The following is a 21,608-nucleotide window of genomic DNA, read 5'->3' on the forward strand; positions in this document are numbered from 1 at the left end:
AGTTATCCTTTCAAACGGTGGACGAAACGAGAGAAGTTCGTTTCAATCCCAAAGTAATGCCAGATGTGTGGCTGGAAAATCAGAGCTAAGATAATCAACTCAGCACCAACAGCGACTAAAACCATTCCGGCCGAAACATCCTTCACCAAACCGGCTAATGGATGGTACTTGCGTTCAACCACAAGGTCTACGACGGCTTCCACCACCGTATTTAAGAACTCACCATAAACAGCCAAAAAGACCGCAATCACAACCCACAGCCATTCAGATCGGTTAAGACCTAAGTAAAGGCCAAGCACCAAAATAAAGAATGCAAAGCTTAAATGGAAACGCATATTCCGCTCGCGAATCACCACCAAGAAAATCCCTTTCAATGCATGGTACATTGAAATCAAAAAATTTTTGTTCCGCCTTGATGGCGCCTTGGGATTGGTTTGTTCAGCCAACTCTTCCACAGCAGACTTAGGGTGAAAATCAGTCTCTTCAATCTGATCGTGGTTGTTATCGCGTAAGTCCGTAGTCATCTAAAATCTTCCTCTGCAAGTCAAACATCTCTTTTTCTTCGGCATCACCAAGCATGTGATCATAACCGTTTAAGTGCAAGAAACCATGAACAACTAGAAAGCCAAGCTCACGTTCAAAGGAGTGACCAAGGTATTCCGCCTGGCTCTCGATAATATCAACGGAGACCAAAATATCCCCAATATTTTTAGCAATATCTTCGGCCATTTCTTCATCAAGAAGAACAGGGCTATCATCGCCATCCTCTTCAATGGCAAAAGAAATGACATCCGTTGGCTTGTCTTTACCGCGATAATCGCGATTATAAGCCTGAATGGCATCATTATTCATAAAGGTCACTGACATCTCAGTGTTGTCTGGTAATTCTAGATAGGCACCAGCATAATTTAAAACAGATTGGACGAGGTCTTGGTGAAACTGTGTCACACCGTCTTTCGTCTGATCAATTAATGCTAAATCCATTAGTTATTGGCTTCTTTCTGTGCGTTTTTTAATTCAGCTAGTCGAGCATCCGCATCTTCATAGGCGGAAACAATCAGACCAACGACTGGGTGGCGAACGACATCACCACTCTCAAAGTTAATAAAGGCAATACGGTTGACATCGCGGAGAATCCGGCGAGCAGCCACCAGCCCAGACCGAACACCATGTGGTAAGTCAATCTGGGATGGGTCCCCGTTGACGACCATCTTAGAGCCAAAGCCCAAACGCGTCAAAATCATCTTCATTTGAGCGTTTGTCGTATTCTGAGCCTCATCGACAATGATAAAGGCATCATCAAGGGTTCGACCACGCATATAGGCGAGTGGTGCAATTTCTAGGACACCCCGTTCAATAAGACGAGCAACATGGTCTGCTCCGACTAAAGAATTCATGGCATCGTAAATGGGCCGCATATAGGGGTCAACCTTTTCCTTTAAATCACCCGGTAAGAACCCAAGTGATTCACCAGCCTCGACTGCAGGGCGAGTAATCACAATCCGCTCGACGTCACCCTTCTTTAAGGCTGAGATGGCCATGGCGACGGCTAAGAAAGTTTTTCCAGTTCCAGCGGGGCCGATTCCAAAGGTTAGATCATTCTTACGAATCGCCTGGACATATTGACGCTGACCATAATTTTTAACACGGACTGCCCGGCCCTTATTATCGCGGATAATACTTTCACTATACAAATCTGAAAAGTAATCCAATGTTCCGCGCTTCGCCATTGTCATCGCAGAGATAACGTCAGCAGGACCGACGGAAATTTGTTTCTTAATCAATTGTGTCAGTGCTTCCAAAACGGCGAGCGCCAAAGAAGCTTGGTTCGAATCGCCTTGGACAGCTACCTGATTGCCACGAACGAGCATTTTAACGGCCAAACCCTCTTCCATTAAAACCAGAAGCTGATCCTTTGGACCCGTTAATTTGGTCTGCTGTTCAATGTTCTCAAAAGTGAATAGTTTCTCTGTTTGCGTTGTCAAAAATCCCGCACCTCATTTAGTTGAACTTACCTTATTTTAACACAACTTAGAACAAAAAAAGCCCGACAAAATCGGACTTTTCAAGTAAATCATTAGATTGTTTCAACAGAAACGTTGTTATCTGACTTGGCCATGTCGATTGGGGCAACAGTCACAACAACAATCTTGTCACCAGCAGCTGCCAAACCTTGAGCTTGAGCAACTTCCTTGGCCTTGGCAACCAAGTCATCAACAGACTTTGGTGTGTCAGCCAAGATAGGCAAGATTCCGTTGTTCAAAGTCAATCCGCGTTGTACGCGTTCTGACTTTGTCAAAGCGATTGTCATTGCAGTAGGACGATGCTTTGAAACCATACGTGCGGCGTAACCAGTTTCAGTCAAGACAACAACGGCCTTAGCTTCAACTGAGTCTGACAAGCGAGCAGCTGCTGAAGCAACTGATTCAACATCATCATCACCGTAGAAAGTGTCAGCATGACGGCTGTACAATGACAAAGCTGATTCAGCCTTTTCATCAAGAGCGGCCATCACAGCAACAGCTTCAACTGGGTAGTCACCGTTAGCTGATTCACCAGAAAGCATTGTTGCATCAGTACCATCAAAGACAGCGTTGGCAACATCAGAAGCTTCGGCACGTGTAGGACGTGGGTTTTCTTCCATTGAGTCAAGCATTTGAGTAGCAGTGATAACTGGCAATCCCAAAACGTTCATCTTGTCGATCATTTCCTTTTGGATCAAAGGCACGTTTTCGGCAGGAATTTCAACACCCATGTCGCCACGTGGAACCATCAAACCATCAGAAACTTCCAAGATAGCATCCAAGTTGTCGATACCTTCTTGTGATTCAATCTTAGGGATGATTTGAACGTGTTCCATGTTCTTTTCCTTCAACAAGGCACGGATATCCAAAACATCTTCAGGCTTACGAACGAATGAAGCAGCGATATAGTTGATTTCGTGGTCCAAACCGAAACGAATGTCATCAGCATCCTTTTCAGTGATACCAGGCAAGTTGATTGAAACACCAGGGGCGTTAACACCCTTACGTGATCCCAACAAACCGTTGTTTTCAGCCTTAACAACCAATTCCTTGTTTGCTTCGTCCTTTTCAGTGACAGTAGTAGCTAACAAACCATCATCAAAGAGCACTTGTCCGCCAACCTTAACGTCGTCAAACAATCCAGGATAAGTAACCGCAATCTTTTCCTTTGTTCCTTCGATGCTGTCGTCCATTGAGATACGGAATACATCGCCAGTTGAGAATTGAATCTTACCGTCAGCTTGCTTAGTAGTACGGATTTCCGCACCCTTTGTATCAAGCAAACGACCAACAGTCTTACCAGTAATCTTTTCGGCTTCTGCAACTGCTTGCATACGGCCCAAATGTTCTTCGTGATCACCGTGTGAGAAGTTGAAACGGAATACGTTAGCACCTGCTTCAATTAACTTCACAATTGTGTCTACATCAGTTGATGATGGACCAAGTGTTGAGACGATCTTCGTCTTTTTCATGGGTAAATAGCTCCTTTGATATCTTGGTGAGTTGCCTACAAACAACTTCCTTTTCATATTGTAATACACTCTATAACCAATTCACAAGACACAATTTAGTCTTTTTGTCGGAAAACGACATTTTTACTAGATAAAACCTGTTCTAATGCCCGTTTTAACTGGTCTGGCCCGGCTAAATTGTAAGATTGTGGTAACATTCGCCTGATTTTTGTCTTCGGCCAATACAAAATCACCTGGTATTCACCTGGATTTTGCTGCATCACTCGCCAAAGCTGATTTTTAATCGGCTCCTGATCATGGTCTTCATCTAAACGTAAAAACCAAGTGCCTGGCTGAGCAGCCTTTAGCGTTGGTGCCACCTCTTGATGAACCGGATGCTTTTTATCCAAATCAGCTTGGAAGCTTTGGCTTTGACTCGCATCCACAGCGCCAACAAAGTTTCCAATAACAGACAGCCCCTGACGAACTTCCGTTTTGCCACCTACCCGCACTAAGCGTCCAACCTTTAAGGTCGATTTTACTTTGTCATAGACTTTAGGAAAGACAGTGACATCAACGCTGCCCGTCATATCCGTTAAATTGACAAAAGCCATGTCGTCACCCCGCTTCGTCTGGATGACTTTGACACTTTTAACGAGGCCCAAAACTTTGACGTTCTGTCCAGCAACTAAATTGACCATAGTCGTCACGACCCCTCGATCGTACTCGGCCTGAAAAGCCTCGGTTGGATGACCCGATAAGTTAAAGCCAAGGGCCTCTTTCTCCGTTTGCAATCGCTCTACTAACGGTAAATCAGCTAATTTCTTGATTTTCGTCTCGGACAAGACCAAGTCACCGAAGCTAGCCGCATTAATCAAATCCGGCAAATTCGCTAAAAGTTCTGCTCGATTGTAGCCAAAATGATCAAGCGCTCCGGCATAAGTGAGCTGATTGAAAAACTTTTCATCTTGGAATTTTTCAGGTAAAGCCTTGACGAGGTCTTGCAGACTGGCAAAACGCCCAATCTGGTTGCGACTGTCCAGCAAAGCCGTCACAAAGGCCGTCTGTAAGCCATTAATATTGCCCAAGCCCATGACCAAGGCACCATCTTGAATAGACCAATCTCTAGTAGAGATATTGACATCTGGCGGTAAGACCTTCAAGCCACGTTTCTTGACCTCGGCCAAATAGGCTTGCGCCTTTTCAACACCGCCTTGGTGAGCGTTCAAAATGGCTGTATAAAAGGCCAAGGGATAATGGGCCTTCATGTAAGCTAACTGGAATGATAACTGGCTATAGGCAACCGCATGCGATTTATTAAAACCGTAATTGGCAAACTGATCGATATAGGCAAACAGTCTTTCCGCTTCGTCAAGCCGGTGGCCCTTTTTTTGCGCTCCCGTTATAAAAGCAGACTTGGCAGAAGCCATCTCATCAAGCTTTTTCTTAGACATCGCCGACCGAAGAAAATCAGCCTGCGCCAATGAAAAGCCGGCATAAGCCGCCGCCACCTGCATCACTTGCTCCTGGTAAACCAGGATGCCATAGGTTGGTGCCAGGATTTGGTCAACGACAGGGTCAATAGTTGGCACAGGTTCTTGCTTCAACCGCCGCTTAATAAAGGGGTCGATGTGTTGACTAGGCCCTGGTCGATAAAGGGCTGTGGCCGCCACGATCAGATGAAAGTCATCAACCTTAAGTCTCTTTAAAACATTTTTCATGCCGGCTGATTCAAACTGGAAAATGCCCGTCGTGTTCCCGTCGGCAAACAGTTGCAACGTTTCTTTGTCTTGAAAATCAATTTTTTTAATATCAAAATCAGCTGGCAACTCGTCTTCGGCCAAGGCGATTGTTTGCGCCAAGATTTTCAAGTTTGTCAGACCCAAAATATCAATCTTTAATAGGCCAAGTTCTTCAACCGGCCCCTTTTCAACCTGAGTCAACAAATAGCCATCATTACCAACTTGAACTGGCAACGTATTCACTAACGGTTGGTCTGAAAGAACCACGCCGGCAGCATGGGTTGAATAATTGCGGGGCAGGTTTTCAATGGCCAAAGCCGTTTTCATCAACAGTTGGCCAAAGTCTAAATCATAAATTGCTTGCTTAAGCTTTTGGTCAGGCGTCTCCCAGGCTTCTTTCAGCGGTACCTTACGGCCGTTCTTACCGGCTGGCACCCCTTCTGAAAGTCGTTTTTGCGCCTTGGCATCGAGGCCGAAGACACGGGCGGTATCACGCAAGGCCTGTTTAGCAGCCAGAGTACCAAAGGTAATAATCTGTGCAAAGGATTCCTGACCGTACTTACCATGGAGGTAGGCCAAAATTTCATCACGACGGTCATCCGGCCAATCGATATCAATATCGGGCATCGATGCTCGATCAGGATTTAAGAACCGCTCGAATAGCAAACCTTCGGCTAGAGGGTCAACGTTTGTAATTCCTAATGTATAGGCCACCAACGAACCCGCAGCCGAACCACGGCCGGACCCCGTTTGGACATGATGGTCTCTGGCGTACTTAACAATGTCCCAAACAATCAAGAAATAATCAGCAAAGCCAAGCCGCGCGATAACATCCAACTCATGGTTCAGCCGGTCCTGATAATTTTGAAAGTGGTCATCATGACCCGTTAACCGCCGCTTCAAGCCTGCATTGGCCAACTGGGTCAGGTAAGTTTTGGAATTCAAACCAGAATCTTGCTGAAAAACAGGCAAGGCCGGTGACTTAAACGCCAAATCAACGCTAGCCTCTTCAATCAGGACCTCGTTATTCTGGTAAGCGCCACGCAAAGAAGCGTTTTTTTGATACGATTCAGTAATTTCCGCCTGTGACCGTAGGTAGTAAGCCCCTTTCTCGCGCGCTAAAAGCTCTAAGTCTTCTAGTTGGGTCCCCTGATCGATTGCCCGCAAAACCTGGGCAAAGAAAGCATCATCCTCGTTTAAGTAGTCCACCTGGTCCCAAGCCATTAAACGGATTTGATGGGCTGTGGCATAGGTAACTAAGAGGTCTTGGTGGCGACTTGACATTAAGGGATTAATGCCCAAGTAAAAATCAGCACCATCAACCCTTTCAGCTAATTGGTCCAGATAATTTTTAGCCCCTGAATCTTCGGCGACAATCAACTGCCCCAATTCTGATTTTGGTGACAAAGTCAAAGAAAGCCCATCAAGGTGACCAGCCAAGTCAGCAAATTGAAGGGCCTGGTCTGGGTCTGCCATCTTTTTGGAAGACAAATAAACCAAGTTTTGATAGCCAACCTGATTTTTAGCGGTCAATAAAACCGGAAAAGCCGTCGCCACGTTCACCAGGCCATTCACCTGCAAAACAAGCGAAAAAACCGGTTTGATGCCAGCCTTTTTCGCTGCCTTGTAAAAGGCAACCACGCTGTAAAGCACGTTTTCTTCCGCCAAAGAGACCGCTTGATACCCCCGCTCCTTGGCGACTTGAATGATTTCTTCTACTGAGTTAGGACTTTGCAAAAGCGAATAAGCGCTTTTTTGTTGTAATGGTGCGTACATAAAGTCCTCCTCAACGGTGTCAATAGTCTAAAAACATTATACCGAAAATTTGTTTGCCTAGCTGAAAAATTCCAAGGATAGCCTCCTTCCCCTTTTGACTGTTTTGCTTTTTTAACCAACACTTATCCGAAATTGTCGCCCTTAAATTAGACAAATTCTCTTGCGAATTTATAAGAGGGGCGTATCATAGTGGGTAAATAATAAAGGAAGTGGAAACATGCGCTATATTACTGCCGCCTTCTGGTGTGCACTGTTTGGTGAAGTTCTTGGTTACTTGGTCGGACAAATGACCGGCGTAACTTTCAACCCAGGTGTGACAGCTCTCGTAACGATTATCGTTGGTGAAGCTGCCCTCATCTTGGTCCCTGCCTTGTCAGATTCTGCAGAAGCAGAAAAGGCAGACAACCAAGCCTAAAACACCAACAGCTTGCTTTAAAAAAGACTAGGAAAATTCCTAGTCTTTTTTGTTGCCATTAATTTTGATGATTAGCGGGCTAAATTATGTGTCTTACTTTGACTCGGCTGCCTTTGTCAAGATACCCAACAAAACATCTGTTGCCTGTTCCATCACCTGCTTGGACACGAATTCGTAACGACCGTGCATGTTTTCACCACCGGCAAAAAGATTTGGCGTTGGCAAACCTAAGAAGGTAATCTTTGAGCCATCCGTTCCGCCTCGAGCCGGTTGTGTATCCGGCTCGATACCCAAATCCGTCATAGCATCATTGGCATATTGGACAACTTCTTGGTGATCCTTCAAAAGATCACCCATGTTGTAATATTGGTCTTTCAGGGTCAAGGCCACGCGGTCTTTGTGCAAATCCTGATTAAGCTGGTCAGCGATTTGTACCATCGTTTTCTTACGATTTTCAAACTTTTCCCGATCGTGATCACGGATAATGTAAGTTAACGTAGCTTCTTCTGGTGTTCCTGCCATATCAATCAAATGATAGAAACCTTCACGTCCCTCTGTCTTTTCAGGCCGGTCATGCTCAGGCAATGCGTTATGAAAATCAATCCCAACTTGGATGGCGTTGACCATTGCACCCTTGGCGGTACCAGGATGAACGTTTTGACCGGTAATCACAATCTCAGCCTGGGCAGCATTGAAGGTTTCCCACTCCAATTCGCCTAATGGGCCACCATCAACCGTGTAGGCAAAATCAGCATCAAAGGCAGCGACATCAAAATGATTAGCGCCAATACCGATTTCCTCATCCGGACCAAAGGCAAAGCGAACGGGACCGTGTTTTACTTCTGGGTGGGCCAACAAATATTCGGCCAATGCGATGATTTCAGCCACACCTGATTTGTCATCAGAACCAAGCAAGGTGGTCCCATCCGTTGTAATCAAATCATGGCCTTGATAGTTCCTAAGATGTGGGAAGACTTCTGGATCCAACTTATAGCCAGACGTTCCCAATTCCAAAACAGAGTGGCCGTCGTAGTTATCAACCTCTTGTGGGTTCACATGCTCACTTTCAAAATCAGCCGTGTCCACGTGGGAAATAAAGCCAATCTTCGTTCCCTGACCAGCTGGCAAATTTGAAGGCAATTCAGCAAAGAGATAACCATCCTTCATCGTACGGACGTTTTCCAAGCCGATTTCCTTTAACTCAACGGCCAAATCCTTTAAAAACTGAACTTCTTTTGCTGATGATGGAATCGTCTGACTCTCTTCATCAGACCGAGTATCAACTTTGACATAACGTAAGAAACGAGACACTAACTGTGGGTACTTCTCAGACATGCAAAACCTCCTGCTTGCAAACAGACCTAAAAATAGGTGTAGGGATCAGTATTCTTCTGGCTAGCCGTCACCGGCAGTTGCCAAGCAAACCATTCTTGAACTTTTTTGGCCATTGGTTCTTTGGCCAAGGCTTCCATATGGTGGTCCGGGTCTAACACGGCAAAATCAGCAGCCAGTATATCATGACCAACATGGTAGTACAAATCAGCGGTCAAGTAAAGGTCAGCGCCAGCTTCTTGCGCCTTTTTCCAAAACTTACCACCATCGCCACCTAGAACTGCCACCCGTTTGACGACTTTATTCGCATCATTGGCAATCAAACGCACAGCATCAACCTGGCAAACAGCCTTGACCTGTTTAGCAAAATCAGCCATGGTCATGGCGACCTTTAACTCACCAATCCGTCCCATCCCAGGTTGATCACCTTCACCTGGTAACAGCGGTATCTGATTTTCAATACCAAATGCCTGGCACAACCAATCATTCAGACCACCAGTAGCGGCATCCAAATTGGTATGAGAGGCATAAATCACAATATTATTTTTAATCGCAAGTGCATACATCGCATTTTGAGGGTTTGATAAATCAAGGTTCTTTGCAGGCCGAAACATGGCTTCGTGATGAGCCCAGATAAAATCAGCCCCTAAATCGATGGCCTCCTGGACAACTTCTGGTCGCACATCCAACGTGGTCAGAACGCGATGGATTTTTTGTTCCGGTTGGCCAATTTGTAACCCGGTTGGGTCGCCCGGCTCGGCTAGCGACTTTGGGGCAAAGCCCTCAATTTGTTCAATCAATTCACTTGCTTTGACCATCAAAAACCTCCTGGTTAATAAAGTTCAGCTTTTCTTGTAAGTTCACGTACTTTTTGCTACCCTTTTGTTGGGCACTTTCCAATCGTGACAAGACTCCAGCTGCTCGATTGCGTTCCTGTTCCCACTTGGCCAAGAAAACTGGATCTTTTGCCTGAAGGAGCTTGGGACCAAATGTCCACTCAGCCTGGGTCAGCTCCTGTTGACCAGGAACAGCCACAATGATTTCATAGCGGTGGTGCCCTTCTTGCACAATCTTTTCTTGATCAATTCGGTACCCATTTTTACTTAACCAAAGCCGAACCGCCGCTTGATCGGTGTTTGGTTGCAAAATCAACTGGTTAAACGGCCCCTGATTTTGACCAGCGGTTAAAATTTTTTCAATCAACAAACCACCCATTCCGGCAATGACAACCGTTTCGATTTGGTCATCCGGTTCAATCGAAGCTAAACCGTCCGCTAACCGGCAAGTCACCCGGTCAGACAAACCATAAGTCGCCACCGTATGGATGGCGTTCTCGAGTGGCCCCTGCGCAACCTCGCCCACCAAGGCAAACTCACTCTTTTTTTCCAATAGCAGAGCCGCTGCTAAATAAGCATGGTCTGACCCAATATCAGCCACGCGCGCCTGGTCATTCACCAAATCTTTTACTGCGGCTAACCGCGGGCTCAATTTAATTGCTGTCATAAGCAATTCCTTTCTCAATTAAACAATTATTTCTTGTGTCAGCACAAGCTAACTAGCAAAAAGGAGCCACAAATTTTTTGCGCTCCATAAAAAATCATGATAAAAGCTTTTTCACCGGCTCAAAAGTCCGCCGGTGGATCGGCGTTGGACCTAATTCCGCTAGACCCGAAAGGTGCTTAGCCGTCCCATAACCAGCATTATGAGCAAAGTCATAACCCGGATATTCTCGACCATAGTCAGCCATCATTTGGTCACGGGTAACCTTAGCCAAAATACTGGCAGCGCCAATCGAGTTTGAACGAGCATCCCCCTTAATCAGCGATTGCTGTGGTAAATCCGTGTCAATCGTCATGGCATCCACCAGTAAATAGTCGGCCTTTGGCTGCAGCTGCTCCACTGCTTCCTTCATCGCTAACCGACTGGCCTGATAGATATTGACCTCGTCAATCACTTGCGCATTAACCACGCCAATGCCGTAAGCAACGGCCTCGTCCTTAATCGCCTGAACATATTCTAGGCGGTGTTTTTCGCTCACCTGCTTTGAATCAATCACACCATACTGATCAAAGTCCTTCGGTAAGATCACTGCCGCAGCCACAACCGGGCCCGCTAATGGTCCCCGGCCGACCTCATCAACACCGGCAATATTTTGGTAACCAGCTGCCCACAGTGGCTCTTCTAAGGCAAAGCGCGACAAAAAAGCCACCTTTTGCTCGGCTAATTTTTTCTGCCGTCGATCAAAAGCCAAAATGGCTGCCTGAACACCTTTTCGGTCATCCAACCGCCAAGTTGCCAAGCGTGAATCATCTGATGCAGCTTCTTTTAAAGCCGCTTTAATGCTCGCAATCGTTTCACTCATGAATTAAATCTAGGGTATACGTACCCAACTTTCCTTGACGTAGATCATTTAAAACACGGACCGCCGCCTTATCGTAATCGTCCTTGAAGCCCAACTTGGCCGTAATGGCTAAGAGGATATCAACATCAGACATTGTTGTAAAGGCATCGTCAGCCAAGTGATAGCGGTCAATGATGGCCTGTGGCCGGTAGTCCCGGAAGAAGGCAATCAAAGACAGCACCGCGTCATCCTTGGCGAAAAGCGTATCCTTCACCGCTCCACTCAAGGCCAAGCGGAGACCGATTTGTTGGTCTTCAAACTTAGGCCACAAGACCCCTGGGGAATCCAAAATTTCCAGCCCCGCTGGTGTCTTGAGCCAAGCAATCTTCTTCGTGACGCCCGGCTTATTAGCCGTTGGTGCCACATTCTTTTGAACCAGGTGGTTCAGCAAGGTTGACTTACCAACGTTTGGGATCCCTGCGAGCATTGCTCGAATAGGACGGTTCTCAATCCCACGCTTCTCCTGAGCCTTAATTTTGTCGGCCAAAACAGCCTTAGCAGCTTTCGTCATGGTCTGAGGTGTCTTTGGACTCCGTGTATCTAAGACGACCACACTCAGGGCTTCTTTTTCAAAGTGTTCCTTCCAAGCCTTGGTCTGTTTTGGATCGGCTAAATCAGCCTTGGTTAAAACTAACAGTCTTGGCTTATCACCAATCAATTTATCCACTTCTGGATTACGTGATGACGCCGGTAAGCGGGCATCGACCAGTTCAAAAACGATGTCTACCAAGTTTAAGTTTTCGCGCATCAAGCGAAAGGCCTTGGCCATGTGGCCAGGGTACCATTGTATTAATTGTCCCATGGACTTTCCTTCCTATCTTTCTCCTAGCGCGAAGCCTGGTACTCGGACCAAGCCTCATCAAAAATCGTCATCGACATTAAATAGCTCGCTGAACCTTCCAAGTAATTTGAAAGCTCGTCAAAGTCCGTCGACTGTTTTGGAAAACTTTGGTCTAAAAAGGCGTTGTTAGCAAATTGTTGAATCTCGGTTGCTGCAACCGGATTGCGGTTGGTCATTAACCAACCATAAAAAGTTCGTGACTTACTGGACACTAGTATCTACCTCTGCAAATTTAAAAATTCCATTCTGGACATCAATCTGCTTAGCTTGATAAGCTGTTTGACCGTCCTGAGTTAATTGTGACAAATCCAAAGTAATTTGACCCTGACTCGGTTGAATGGCCACACCAGCTGGTGCCACATTTTGCTTCAGTAGGTAACCAAGAGCTGCCTTCGCTGGGACATCCAGTGAATTAACCTTGGCCTTCTTAACGGTCAAAACCACGTTCCCATCACTTGTAACCTTCGGTGTCATCGTCAGTTGTCCCTTTAAACTCGAACTCGTGCTGGTTGCAACAATATTCTGACCATCAAGGTTCACCTGATAATGACTATTTTGCAGTTCGGACTGAATCATATCGTTGACTTCGTCTTTTGTAAACGACATAGTTGCTAATACTTTCTTTGAACCAGTCAACTGGTCACTGCCTGACTTTTTTGTGCTAACCATTGGCCCTGTTTGGTTGGCCAGGTTGCTGTAAGCAACGCCTGCCCCTGCTCCCAAAACAACCACAATCCCGGCAATTGTTAAAATAACTATCTTACCTTTTTTCACTTAGTATCAACTCTTTCTTTATTCTGCTTCATAGAGAATGGCCAAAGCGCCCATCCCCGTGTGAGTCGAGATAATTGGTGTTGCCACTGACAAAAGAATGTCAATGTCTGGCCAAATGGCATTTAAGCGTTGGACCATTTCTTCGGCCTCATCCTTGATGCCGGTATAAGTTACCCCAATCGCCTTCATCTGCTTATAGCCCTTCATTTGCTCGATTACGCTCTCGTTGAAGGCCTTAATGGTCTTTAATCCGCGACCCTTAACCACGACATCCACTTTACCTTCCTCATCAACCTTAGCACCGACCTTAATATTCAAGAGATTACCAATCAAGCCCTGTGTCTTGGATAAGCGACCACCAGCAACCATATTGTCAAGTGAGCGGAATGACAAGAAAATGTATGTTTGGTCTCGCGCAGTTTCCGCCACCTTCAAAACCTCTTCCAGGCTCTGACCAGCTTGTGCTGCTTTGGCTGCTGCCAAGACAACAAACGCTTCAGAGCGGTCAGCACTCAACGTATCAAAAGCATGGACATCAGCTTTTGTTAAGGCGTTTGCCTGAGCGGCGGCATTTACCGTCCCGGATAAGCCAGATGACAGGTGCAAAGATAAGACGGCTGCATCGGGATCTTCTTGATAGCATTGATCGTAAACTTCTTTAAAGGCCCCAATTGAAGGCTGTGAAGTCTGTGGCAATTGGTCGCTTTCTTGCATCTTTTCCAAGAATTCTTCAGCTGAAATGGTCACCCCATCTTGATAAATTGTGCCATCAATCTGCACGGTCAATGGGACAACTTTAATTTGGTACTGGTCAATTTCTGCTTGAGTTAACTTAGCGGCTGAATCCGTTACAATCTGTACTTTAGCCATGGAATCGTCTCCTACTTACTTCCGTTTATATGTTAAAAAGGTTAATTGATAGTCGTCATCAACAGCCTCTTGTTGCGCTGTTAACGTGAACTGGTCCAAATCAATTGGACTGACAAAAGTGTCCCCATCAAAGTCCCCTCTGACCTTTGTGACAATTAAGTCCGTCGCCATTGGCATTAATGCTGTAAAGACTTGAGCCCCACCGGCAACCGTCACGACGTGTCCCTGGCTGATTTCATCATCAATCAAGGCTTGTAAATCTGCTAGAGAATGAACCACGGCAACCTCTTCAAAGCCGGGATCAAAATCAACTTGTCGAGTTAAAACAACCGTTTTCCGTTTTGGTAATGGACGACCAATGGCTGCCCATGTCGCACGGCCCATTACCATGGTAGAACCGACTGTTTCTTTTTTAAAGTGTTTTAAGTCCGATGGAATCGACCATGGTAAATCGCCATCTTTACCAATTGCATGGCGGTCATCTTCCGCCCAAACCATTTTAACTGTTGCCATATGTCTGCTCCTCTACAAGGGTGGTCAAGGCCTCTTTGGTATTGTCCACCTGGCCTAAGACGACTGCCTGTTCCATCTTCTTTAATACCACACCTAAATCAGGACCCGGCTGCGCCAAGCCGGCCGCAATCAAGTCCCCACCACTTAAAGCAAGGTCCTTCATTGAATAAATTGGCAGGCTATCATATGTCTTTTGAATGCGCTCCGTCACACTTTGGTCAACCCCCATGATTGTCAGCGTTTCAAGTAACGTCCTCACATAAGCATTGTGCTCATAAATGGCCCACCGGTCAATTTGATTGACATTGGCTAATAGCGGTCCAACAGCCAGCACGGTCTGCATCACCTCTTTCGACAATTTCCACTGCCGTAGCTGCGATTGCAAGGTCGGTCCATCAAAACCCTGTTGCCCTAAATACAAAGCCCAGACATCTTGTTCACTTTGCGGTTGTTTTCTTTCCAGCTGATTCGCAACCCTTAAAACATCGGCTTCCGTCATCAAGCCGGTTTCCCCTGGTAAATAAGGTAAGAGTCCAGCTTCAACTAAGATTTTCAAAGCTGACCCAGCGGCCAACCCTTGCAACATTTTCTCAAATTCAACTCGAATGCGCTCAACGGCGATTTTAGCTAAATTCGGTCCTAATTCCACCAAGGCAGCTAAAGTTTGATCTTCAATTTGAAAATCCAATTGCGCAGCAAAACGCAGGGCACGCATCATTCGCAAAGCGTCCTCTGTAAAACGTTCTTTTGCTAAACCGACCGCCCTGATTTGTCGGTTGGCCAAATCAGTCAGGCCGTCAAAATAATCAATCACTTGACCGTCTTCATCAAGGGCAAAGGCATTAATGGTAAAGTCTCGACGCTTCAAGTCCTCACTCAATGACCGCACAAACGCAACCTGATCAGGTCGACGAAAATCTGTATAAGTGGATTCCGTCCGGAAGGTCGTAATTTCATAACCTTCACCGTGATCTAAGACCATAACGGTACCGTGTTGGATACCGGTATCGACCGTCTTTTTAAAAATCTTTTTAATTTCTTCTGGGTAGGCAGAAGAAGCAATATCCACGTCGTGAATTGGCTTTCCTAAAATAATGTCGCGAACACAACCGCCAACAAAATAAGCTTGAAAGCCGGCCCGGTTGATCTGCTTTAGAATCGGCTTGGCAGCCGTCAATTCACTTGGTAACAGTTCAAGCTTCATCGCCACCTCCTTCTAATCATTTACTATTCATCTAATCTTAGCAAGATTTTACCCTGAATGCACGAAACAAAGGGATTTCCATTCATTTTTTTAATCAAGCGACAGGTCAGCCAAACGGTCGGCTAATTCAAAGTTGTCTGGATCGAGATCAACAGCCTTTTCTAAGGCAGTCAGTTCCTCTTTTCGTCGACCAACTTCGTGATACCAATCAGCGAGGTCGTGCCAAAAATCAGGATCCGCCGGGTAATCAACCTGCGCGGCCTGCCATTGTTCCGCTGCCTTGTCTTCTTCTTCCTTGGCATGGTAAGCCCGCGCCAAGTCCCAGCTAAAGCGTGGGTCAACTAAGTCTAATTCTTGGGCTGCACCAATGGTTTCAATGACGGCATCGTAGTCGTGCCGAGCCAAATAGAGGTCAGCTAAAGCACTATAAGTTGCTAAGTCCTGGTCATCTAGGGCAAGCGCCTGATTGAAATCTTCTTTCGCCTGGTCGTACTGACCCAATTTAAAGGCTAAGAGCCCGGCTTGGCGATACAAAACCGGGTTAGTTTGATCATACGACAGCCCCAAACGATAAGTCTTTTCCGCTTGGTCAAGGTCATTAATCCGTTCATAGAGTTGTCCAAGAAGTGGGTAAACAGAAGTGTACTGTGGGTCTGCCGCCAAAATATCTTCAAAGAGTGGTAAGGCATCCTCGTCAGCCTTCTTCTCGACATACAAGAAAGACAGTTGGAACTTGGTGTCAATCGTCAAGTCAATCGGCTTAATCTGTTCAAGGTAGGCAATGGCGTTATCCACGTTTCCAATTGCTGCATAGGCCGTTCCAATTCGAGCAGCCATATCAACCTTAGCAATCCGTCTTTGACCGGCTAACAAGAGTTGGCGATAACCGCGAATAGCCTGGTGGTACTGACCGGTCGTAAAGTAAAATTCAGCCAAGGCAAAGGTTACCACCGGCTCATCGGGTGCCAGCTGTGATGCCTTTTCCAGGGCATATTCTGCCGACTCACTTAAACCTTCTGATTGATACAAGTCCGCTTTAACCAGCAAGGCTTGCAAATAGGCCGGCGAATTCTCTGAAATTTGGGCTAAGTAGTCCTGCGCCAAATCCAAGTCGTTTTCTTCAATCGCTAATTCCGCCAAAGCCGTCTTCAAGTCACCCTCATCAGGATATTTGGCCAGCAGGTGTAAGTAAGCTTTCTTGGACTCTTCGACAAAACCAATGGCATAGAGATCTTCAGCCAGTGAATAAACCAAATCATCTTCATCTTCGGCTAGTGATTTTTGAAAGGCTTTCTGTGCTTGGTCCATTTGTCCCAAGCGAATAGCAGCCATCATTTCTTCTGCATAATTAGTCAATTTTTTAATCGCCTTTCCAAACGCTTTTTGCGTAAATGTTCTCTTCTATTTTACTAAATCAGCCTTTGAAACACAAAAAGCCTTCTTTGTAAAATAATAGTAATACTCAAATAGACCAATTTGTGTTATTATTGTCTGGAGTTTTTTCATAAGCAATTTCTGGGAATTAGATAAATTCTAAAAGGAGGTCTTCAGGATGTACTCATTAACAAAAAAGCGTTGGCAAGCAATTCACAATCGAGATGCAGACTATAACGGTAGCTTTATCTACGGTGTCACAACCGATAAGCGGGTTTGTTGTCCCTCATGCGTCCATGGTAGTGAAACCCACCCTGAAGATATTCAAATTTTCAAAACAAATGACGAGGCATTATTTGAGGGCTTCCGCCCCTGCTCTGATTGTCAACCATTTGGCGAACTATCCGATAAGGCTGATTTAGTCTTCCGGGTGAAAGAATACCTGTCAGCCAATTATAAGAATCGAATTACACTCGAGTCCTTGAGCGAAGACTTTTCTGTCTCATCCGGTATCCTACACCGAGCCTTTATGACCGTAGCCGAAGAGAGCCCACAAAGCTATCTTCTACGAGTGCGGATGTTCCATGCCAAGAAGCTACTTAAAGATGGCAAAGACTCTGTTGCCCTCGTTGGCCTCAAGGTTGGCATCCCCAACCTCTCATACTTCAACACCGTCTTCAAGCAAGAAGCCGGTGTGACGGCCGTTCAATACCGCAAGCAAAGCAAATAAACTTGCCAATCCAAGTTCATTAAGATACAGTAGACAGCGAAACCAACTTTCGCTGTTTTTTTTGTACAAGGAGGAACTAGATGTTTAACGATTTGAACAAAAAGGTTGCCGTGATTACCGGCGGCTCAAAGGGTATTGGTAACGCGATCGCGTTGCGCTTTGCTCAAGAAAAGATGAACGTTGTCATTAACTACCATTCTGACGAAGCCGGGGCACAAGCGGCAGTCGACGAGATTCGAGAAAATGGTGGCGATGCTGTTGCCGTCAAGGCTGACGTTTCAACTGAAACCGGCGTCAAGGCCCTTTTACAGGCTGCGATTGATAACTTTGGCGGTTTGGATGTTTGGGTCAACAATGCCGGAATGGAAATTCAAACACCAACCCACAAAATCACACTTGAGGAATGGAATAAAGTCATTGGCATTAACATGACCGGTGTGTTCCTTGGGGCAAAGGAAGCCCTCAACTACTGGTTGGACAATGACCGGACTGGTAACATCATCAATATGTCTTCCGTCCACCAACAAATTCCTTGGCCAACCTTTGCTTCCTATGCAACTGCTAAGGGTGGCGTCAAGCTCTTTACCGAAACGATAGCCATGGAATATGCGCCAAAGGGTATTCGCGTCAACAATATCGCTCCCGGTGCCATTAACACACCGATTAATGCGGAAAAATTTGCCGACAAGGCCCAATACGAGCAAACGCAATCAATGATTCCAATGTTAAAGATTGGCGATCCCGAAGATGTGGCCGATGCCGCCGTTTGGCTAGCATCCGATCAAGCCAAGTACGTGACTGGTACGACCCTCTTTGTTGATGGGGGGATGACCCTTTATGCTGCCTTCCAAGATGGTAAGGGATAATTTTTAAAAAGCATACTAAAAGGAGTTCTTCTACTTAGGAGAACTCCTTTTTTCTATCAAAAAAATCAGTAAAGGGTTAACTAACCCGCTTTATTTCGACCACTTGGCACCAATCTGAAAGACGTTGCCATCCGTTCGACTGTCATTCAGACGATATCCCTGCTGAATGCTTTGATGAACAAAAAACTGACTTTGCTCAACTGCTTGTTGCAAGTTCTCACCCAAGGCTAATTTGGCCGTAATTGCTGCCGCTAAGGTACAACCGGCGCCATTAACAAAGGCATCCTCGCCTAAGGCTGGTTGTGTGAAATAACTAATTTGGCCTGACACTGCCAGCAAATCCAGGGCTTTTTCATCCACAAATCCCTGGCCGCCCTTTAAAAATACGGCAGTGTGAGCTCGTTCACTGATTTTTTGTGCTAATTCTGCCAAATCACTCGACGTTTTCGCCAAGGCGTTAGCTCGCTCTGCCAACGCTAATCCCTCATTTAAATTCGGTGTCGTGACCGTTGCCAGTGGCAATAGGCGGTCCAAGTATTCTTGGACCAGCGCTTTGTTTTCGGCCAAGTGGCCTTCCTTCAAGGCCAATACAGGGTCAACCACGATTGGACCAGCATAATCTTGTAAGAAGGACACCACCCGCTCCAATTGCTTGACCGACGTTAACATCCCCACCTTAATGGCGGCAAAGTCTTCGACCTGGGATAAAGACTTTAATTGCTGGTCAAAAACCTCGTCAGGCACGGGAAAGACCGCCACATTACTGGGCTGAATACTGACAATACTCGTAATCACCGAAAATCCAGCCAAGCCAGCCTCGGCAAAGGTGGCCAAATCAGCCTGCAGGCCTCCACCGGCTAGCGAGTCAGATCCCGCAATGGTTAAAACTTTCTTACTTGTAGCCATACAGCCACCTTTCTTACTCATTTCTCAAAAAAAGCCGTCCTTAGTGATATGAACCCCAAAATCAGGACATATCATTAGCGGCGGCTTTTCAAAAATTCTTTTACTTCGCTTCACTCGTTTTTTTCTTCGCGGGTACTTTTTTCTTAGTCTTAGTGGCGACCGAACCGCTGGCCTCCTGGTCTTCACCAGTTGCGCTAACAACCTTGTCGTCTACTTGATTTGGATCCTTTGGCTTATCCCATGAGACAAAGTCACAGTCAGGATAGCGAGAGCAACCATAAAACTTTCGGCCACGCTTGGTTTTGCGTTCCACAACTTGTCCCTTACCACACTTTGGACAAGTGATACCGATTTCTTGCACAATCGCCTTTGTATTCCGACAGTCTGGGAAGCGAGAGCAAGCATAGAACTTACCATAGCGACCCATCTTAATCACCATTGGTGCGCCACAGACTTCACAGTCCATGCCTGCCAATTCATCGTGCATCGTAATTTTTTCCAAGGTCTCCTCAGCGGACTGAACTTCCTTAGAAAATGGCTTGTAAAATTCATCGACGACCGGGACCCACTTCTTATCACCGACTTCAATTTCATCCAGTGAATGCTCAACCTGGGCCGTAAACTTGGTATCGGTAATATCTGGGAACTTATCCTCAACAATTGTTTGGACAATTTCACCTAATTCAGTGGGCACAAATTTCCGTGCATCCACCCGAACATAGTTCCGTCGCTGAATGGTATCCAACGTTGGCGCATAAGTCGAAGGACGACCAACACCGTTTTCTTCCAGAGCCTTAATCAAAGCCGCTTCAGTATAGCGGGCTGGCGGCATCGTGAAGTGCTGTTCGGGGTTTGTCTTCGCCAAGTCGACTTCATCCCCCTCTGCCAAATCAGGTAAAAGGTTATCTTTTTCTTTAGCAGCCGGATAAGCCTTGGTAAATCCAGCAAACTTGGTCTTTGATCCATTGGCATGGAATAAGACACCATTTTGCTCAACCGTCACTGCTAAGGTATCCAAAATTTCTGGCGTCATCAAAGATGCAACAAAGCGCGACCAAATCAGGGAATACAGCTTGAATTGGTCAGGAGTTAGCTTATCCTTAATCGACGCTGGTGTCTTCGTGACATCCGTTGGACGGATTGCTTCGTGGGCATCTTGGGCCCCTTCTTGCGGCGTCCCGGCAATGGGCTTATGGCTTGAATATTCCTCGCCCCACTCGTCATGAATATACTGGGCAGCGGCATTCTTCGCCACGGCTGAAAGTCGGGTCGAATCCGTACGCATATAGGTAATTAACCCAACTTGACCGAGGCCACGCCCTAAGTTAATTCCTTCGTAAAGCTGCTGAGCCGTCATCATCGTCTTCCGTGTTCGGAACTTCAACTGGGTGTTGGCCGCTTGTTGCATGGTTGACGTTGTAAATGGTGGCTGTGGTTGCCGCTTTCTTTCCTTGGCCTTGACTTCTGATACCTGGAAGGGCTTTTTCAAGTCCAAATCAGCCATGACCGCTTGGACGGCAGCGTTATCAGGTAACGGTTGTTTCTTACCAGCAAAGCCATAGAAGCTCGCCTTAAACTTCGACTTGCCCTTCTTGAATTCGGAATCCAGTGTCCAGTATTCCTCTGGTTGGAAAGCCTGAATTTGGCGTTCTCTGGCAATAATCAAACCGAGGGCAACTGATTGTACTCGGCCGGCTGACAAGCCACGCTTAACCGTCTTCCACAACACTGGTGAAATTGAGTAACCCACTAACCGGTCGATAATCCGCCGAGCCTGCTGAGCATCAACTAAGTCTTGGTTAATGGTCCGTGGTTCCTTGAAGGCATTTTTAATCGTATCCTTCGTGATTTCGTTAAAGACCACTCGGTTCTTTTGTTCTGGATCAAGGCCCAAAATATGCTGTAAATGCCAGGCAATCGCCTCTCCTTCGCGATCCGGATCGGATGCGAGATAGACTTGCTTGGCAGCCTTAGCAGCTTTTTTCAGGTCCTTAATCACCGGACCCTTACCGCGAATATTAATGTACTTTGGTTCGTAATCCTGGTCAACATCAACACCCAATGTTGACTTAGGGAGGTCGCGGACATGGCCAATCGAGGCAACAACTTGATAAGTCGAGCCAAGATATTTTTCAATTGTCTTGGCCTTTGACGGACTCTCGACAATCACTAATTTTTTACTTGTTTTCTTCTTACTCTTTTTCTTTGGAGCAGTTGTTTTCTTGGTCTTTGCTTCTACCAACGTGTGATTCCCCATTTTTCTAAAGCTACTTGATTGGCGACAAAGGTGATTATTTTGAATCAATAATCACGTTTATCACCCAAAAGCAAGCTTTCCTTTTGGTTTAACTCTCCCATCATACCAGTCAAAGCTACGCTTTGGCAAGAC

21 protein-coding genes are annotated in these 21,608 nt (G+C 46.1%); 3 read left to right on the forward strand and 18 right to left on the reverse strand.

From position 1 onward, the window contains the following. Positions 1 to 2: 2 nt before the first annotated feature. From FEFB_RS01225 to FEFB_RS01245, 5 genes are all read right to left on the reverse strand, one after another. A complete protein-coding gene (locus FEFB_RS01225; protein ID WP_047974437.1) occupies positions 3 to 524 on the reverse strand; it encodes a diacylglycerol kinase family protein in 522 nt (173 codons plus the stop codon). Next, entirely contained in the window at positions 502 to 984 is a 483-nt protein-coding gene (gene ybeY, locus FEFB_RS01230) for an rRNA maturation RNase YbeY (protein ID WP_047974438.1), read from the reverse strand. The genes FEFB_RS01225 and ybeY overlap by 23 nt, the downstream gene beginning before the upstream one ends. Then, positions 984 to 1,985, reverse strand: a complete 1,002-nt coding sequence (locus tag FEFB_RS01235) for a PhoH family protein (RefSeq protein ID WP_047974439.1) — start codon at positions 1,983 to 1,985, stop codon at positions 984 to 986. Before FEFB_RS01235 ends, ybeY begins: the two co-directional genes overlap by 1 nt. A 92-nt stretch (positions 1,986 to 2,077) precedes the next feature. Then, a complete protein-coding gene (gene pyk / locus FEFB_RS01240; RefSeq protein WP_047974440.1) occupies positions 2,078 to 3,496 on the reverse strand; it encodes a pyruvate kinase in 1,419 nt (472 codons plus the stop codon). 95 nt (positions 3,497 to 3,591) lie between these two features. Beyond that, the gene (locus tag FEFB_RS01245; protein ID WP_047974441.1) at positions 3,592 to 6,993 is read right to left on the reverse strand and encodes a DNA polymerase III subunit alpha; all 3,402 of its coding nucleotides are present in this window, start codon (positions 6,991 to 6,993) and stop codon (positions 3,592 to 3,594) included. A gap of 217 nt (positions 6,994 to 7,210) precedes the next feature. Here FEFB_RS01245 and FEFB_RS01250 point away from each other — a divergent pair, with 217 nt between their 5' ends. Further along, the gene (locus FEFB_RS01250) at positions 7,211 to 7,408 is read left to right on the forward strand and encodes a YjzD family protein (RefSeq protein ID WP_047974442.1); all 198 of its coding nucleotides are present in this window, start codon (positions 7,211 to 7,213) and stop codon (positions 7,406 to 7,408) included. Between the two features lie 93 nt (positions 7,409 to 7,501). On the opposite strand, the gene pepT is transcribed toward FEFB_RS01250, so the two are convergent. The 11 genes from pepT to FEFB_RS01305 form a co-directional block, all read right to left on the reverse strand. After that, positions 7,502 to 8,743, reverse strand: a complete 1,242-nt coding sequence (gene pepT, locus FEFB_RS01255; protein ID WP_047974443.1) for a peptidase T — start codon at positions 8,741 to 8,743, stop codon at positions 7,502 to 7,504. A gap of 26 nt (positions 8,744 to 8,769) precedes the next feature. After that, positions 8,770 to 9,558: a Nif3-like dinuclear metal center hexameric protein gene (locus FEFB_RS01260; protein ID WP_047974444.1), complete on the reverse strand. Its 789-nt coding sequence runs from the start codon at positions 9,556 to 9,558 to the stop codon at positions 8,770 to 8,772. Further along, on the reverse strand, positions 9,542 to 10,243 hold the full coding sequence (locus tag FEFB_RS01265) for a class I SAM-dependent methyltransferase (protein WP_047974445.1): 702 nt from the start codon (positions 10,241 to 10,243) through the stop codon (positions 9,542 to 9,544). The genes FEFB_RS01260 and FEFB_RS01265 overlap by 17 nt, the downstream gene beginning before the upstream one ends. A 94-nt stretch (positions 10,244 to 10,337) precedes the next feature. After that, on the reverse strand, positions 10,338 to 11,102 hold the full coding sequence (locus FEFB_RS01270) for a ribonuclease HII (RefSeq protein ID WP_047974446.1): 765 nt from the start codon (positions 11,100 to 11,102) through the stop codon (positions 10,338 to 10,340). Next, a complete protein-coding gene (ylqF, locus tag FEFB_RS01275) occupies positions 11,095 to 11,943 on the reverse strand; it encodes a ribosome biogenesis GTPase YlqF (RefSeq protein ID WP_047974447.1) in 849 nt (282 codons plus the stop codon). The genes FEFB_RS01270 and ylqF overlap by 8 nt, the downstream gene beginning before the upstream one ends. Before the next feature lie 23 nt (positions 11,944 to 11,966). Further along, positions 11,967 to 12,194 (reverse strand): YozE family protein, encoded by a 228-nt coding sequence (locus tag FEFB_RS01280; protein ID WP_082131872.1) that lies wholly within the window; start codon positions 12,192 to 12,194, stop codon positions 11,967 to 11,969. After that, positions 12,184 to 12,756 (reverse strand): DUF2140 family protein, encoded by a 573-nt coding sequence (locus FEFB_RS01285; RefSeq protein WP_047974448.1) that lies wholly within the window; start codon positions 12,754 to 12,756, stop codon positions 12,184 to 12,186. The genes FEFB_RS01280 and FEFB_RS01285 overlap by 11 nt, the downstream gene beginning before the upstream one ends. Before the next feature lie 18 nt (positions 12,757 to 12,774). Continuing rightward, on the reverse strand, positions 12,775 to 13,626 hold the full coding sequence (locus FEFB_RS01290; RefSeq protein ID WP_047974449.1) for a DegV family protein: 852 nt from the start codon (positions 13,624 to 13,626) through the stop codon (positions 12,775 to 12,777). Between the two features lie 15 nt (positions 13,627 to 13,641). After that, positions 13,642 to 14,139, reverse strand: coding sequence for a dihydrofolate reductase (locus FEFB_RS01295; RefSeq protein ID WP_047974450.1), 498 nt, complete (start codon positions 14,137 to 14,139; stop codon positions 13,642 to 13,644). Further along, positions 14,126 to 15,343 (reverse strand): CCA tRNA nucleotidyltransferase, encoded by a 1,218-nt coding sequence (locus tag FEFB_RS01300; protein ID WP_047974451.1) that lies wholly within the window; start codon positions 15,341 to 15,343, stop codon positions 14,126 to 14,128. The genes FEFB_RS01295 and FEFB_RS01300 overlap by 14 nt, the downstream gene beginning before the upstream one ends. Before the next feature lie 90 nt (positions 15,344 to 15,433). Then, on the reverse strand, positions 15,434 to 16,699 hold the full coding sequence (locus tag FEFB_RS01305) for a lipopolysaccharide assembly protein LapB (protein WP_235271944.1): 1,266 nt from the start codon (positions 16,697 to 16,699) through the stop codon (positions 15,434 to 15,436). A gap of 196 nt (positions 16,700 to 16,895) precedes the next feature. On the opposite strand from FEFB_RS01305, the gene FEFB_RS01310 reads away from it, so the two are divergent. Together FEFB_RS01310 and FEFB_RS01315 are read left to right on the forward strand one after the other, a co-directional pair. Further along, a complete protein-coding gene (locus FEFB_RS01310; protein WP_047974452.1) occupies positions 16,896 to 17,447 on the forward strand; it encodes an Ada metal-binding domain-containing protein in 552 nt (183 codons plus the stop codon). An 80-nt stretch (positions 17,448 to 17,527) separates the two neighbouring features. Continuing rightward, the gene (locus tag FEFB_RS01315) at positions 17,528 to 18,313 is read left to right on the forward strand and encodes a glucose-1-dehydrogenase (RefSeq protein WP_047974453.1); all 786 of its coding nucleotides are present in this window, start codon (positions 17,528 to 17,530) and stop codon (positions 18,311 to 18,313) included. Positions 18,314 to 18,403: 90 nt separating this feature from the next. Here the strand turns inward: FEFB_RS01315 and FEFB_RS01320 are convergent, their stop codons facing one another. Together FEFB_RS01320 and topA are read right to left on the reverse strand one after the other, a co-directional pair. Further along, positions 18,404 to 19,219: a hydroxymethylpyrimidine/phosphomethylpyrimidine kinase gene (locus FEFB_RS01320; RefSeq protein WP_047974454.1), complete on the reverse strand. Its 816-nt coding sequence runs from the start codon at positions 19,217 to 19,219 to the stop codon at positions 18,404 to 18,406. A gap of 100 nt (positions 19,220 to 19,319) precedes the next feature. Continuing rightward, positions 19,320 to 21,476: a type I DNA topoisomerase gene (gene topA / locus FEFB_RS01325; RefSeq protein WP_082131874.1), complete on the reverse strand. Its 2,157-nt coding sequence runs from the start codon at positions 21,474 to 21,476 to the stop codon at positions 19,320 to 19,322. Positions 21,477 to 21,608 lie beyond the last annotated feature (132 nt).

The organism is Fructobacillus sp. EFB-N1 (assembly GCF_001038455.1).
GTDB classification, from domain to species: Bacteria; Bacillota; Bacilli; order Lactobacillales; family Lactobacillaceae; genus Fructobacillus; species Fructobacillus cardui.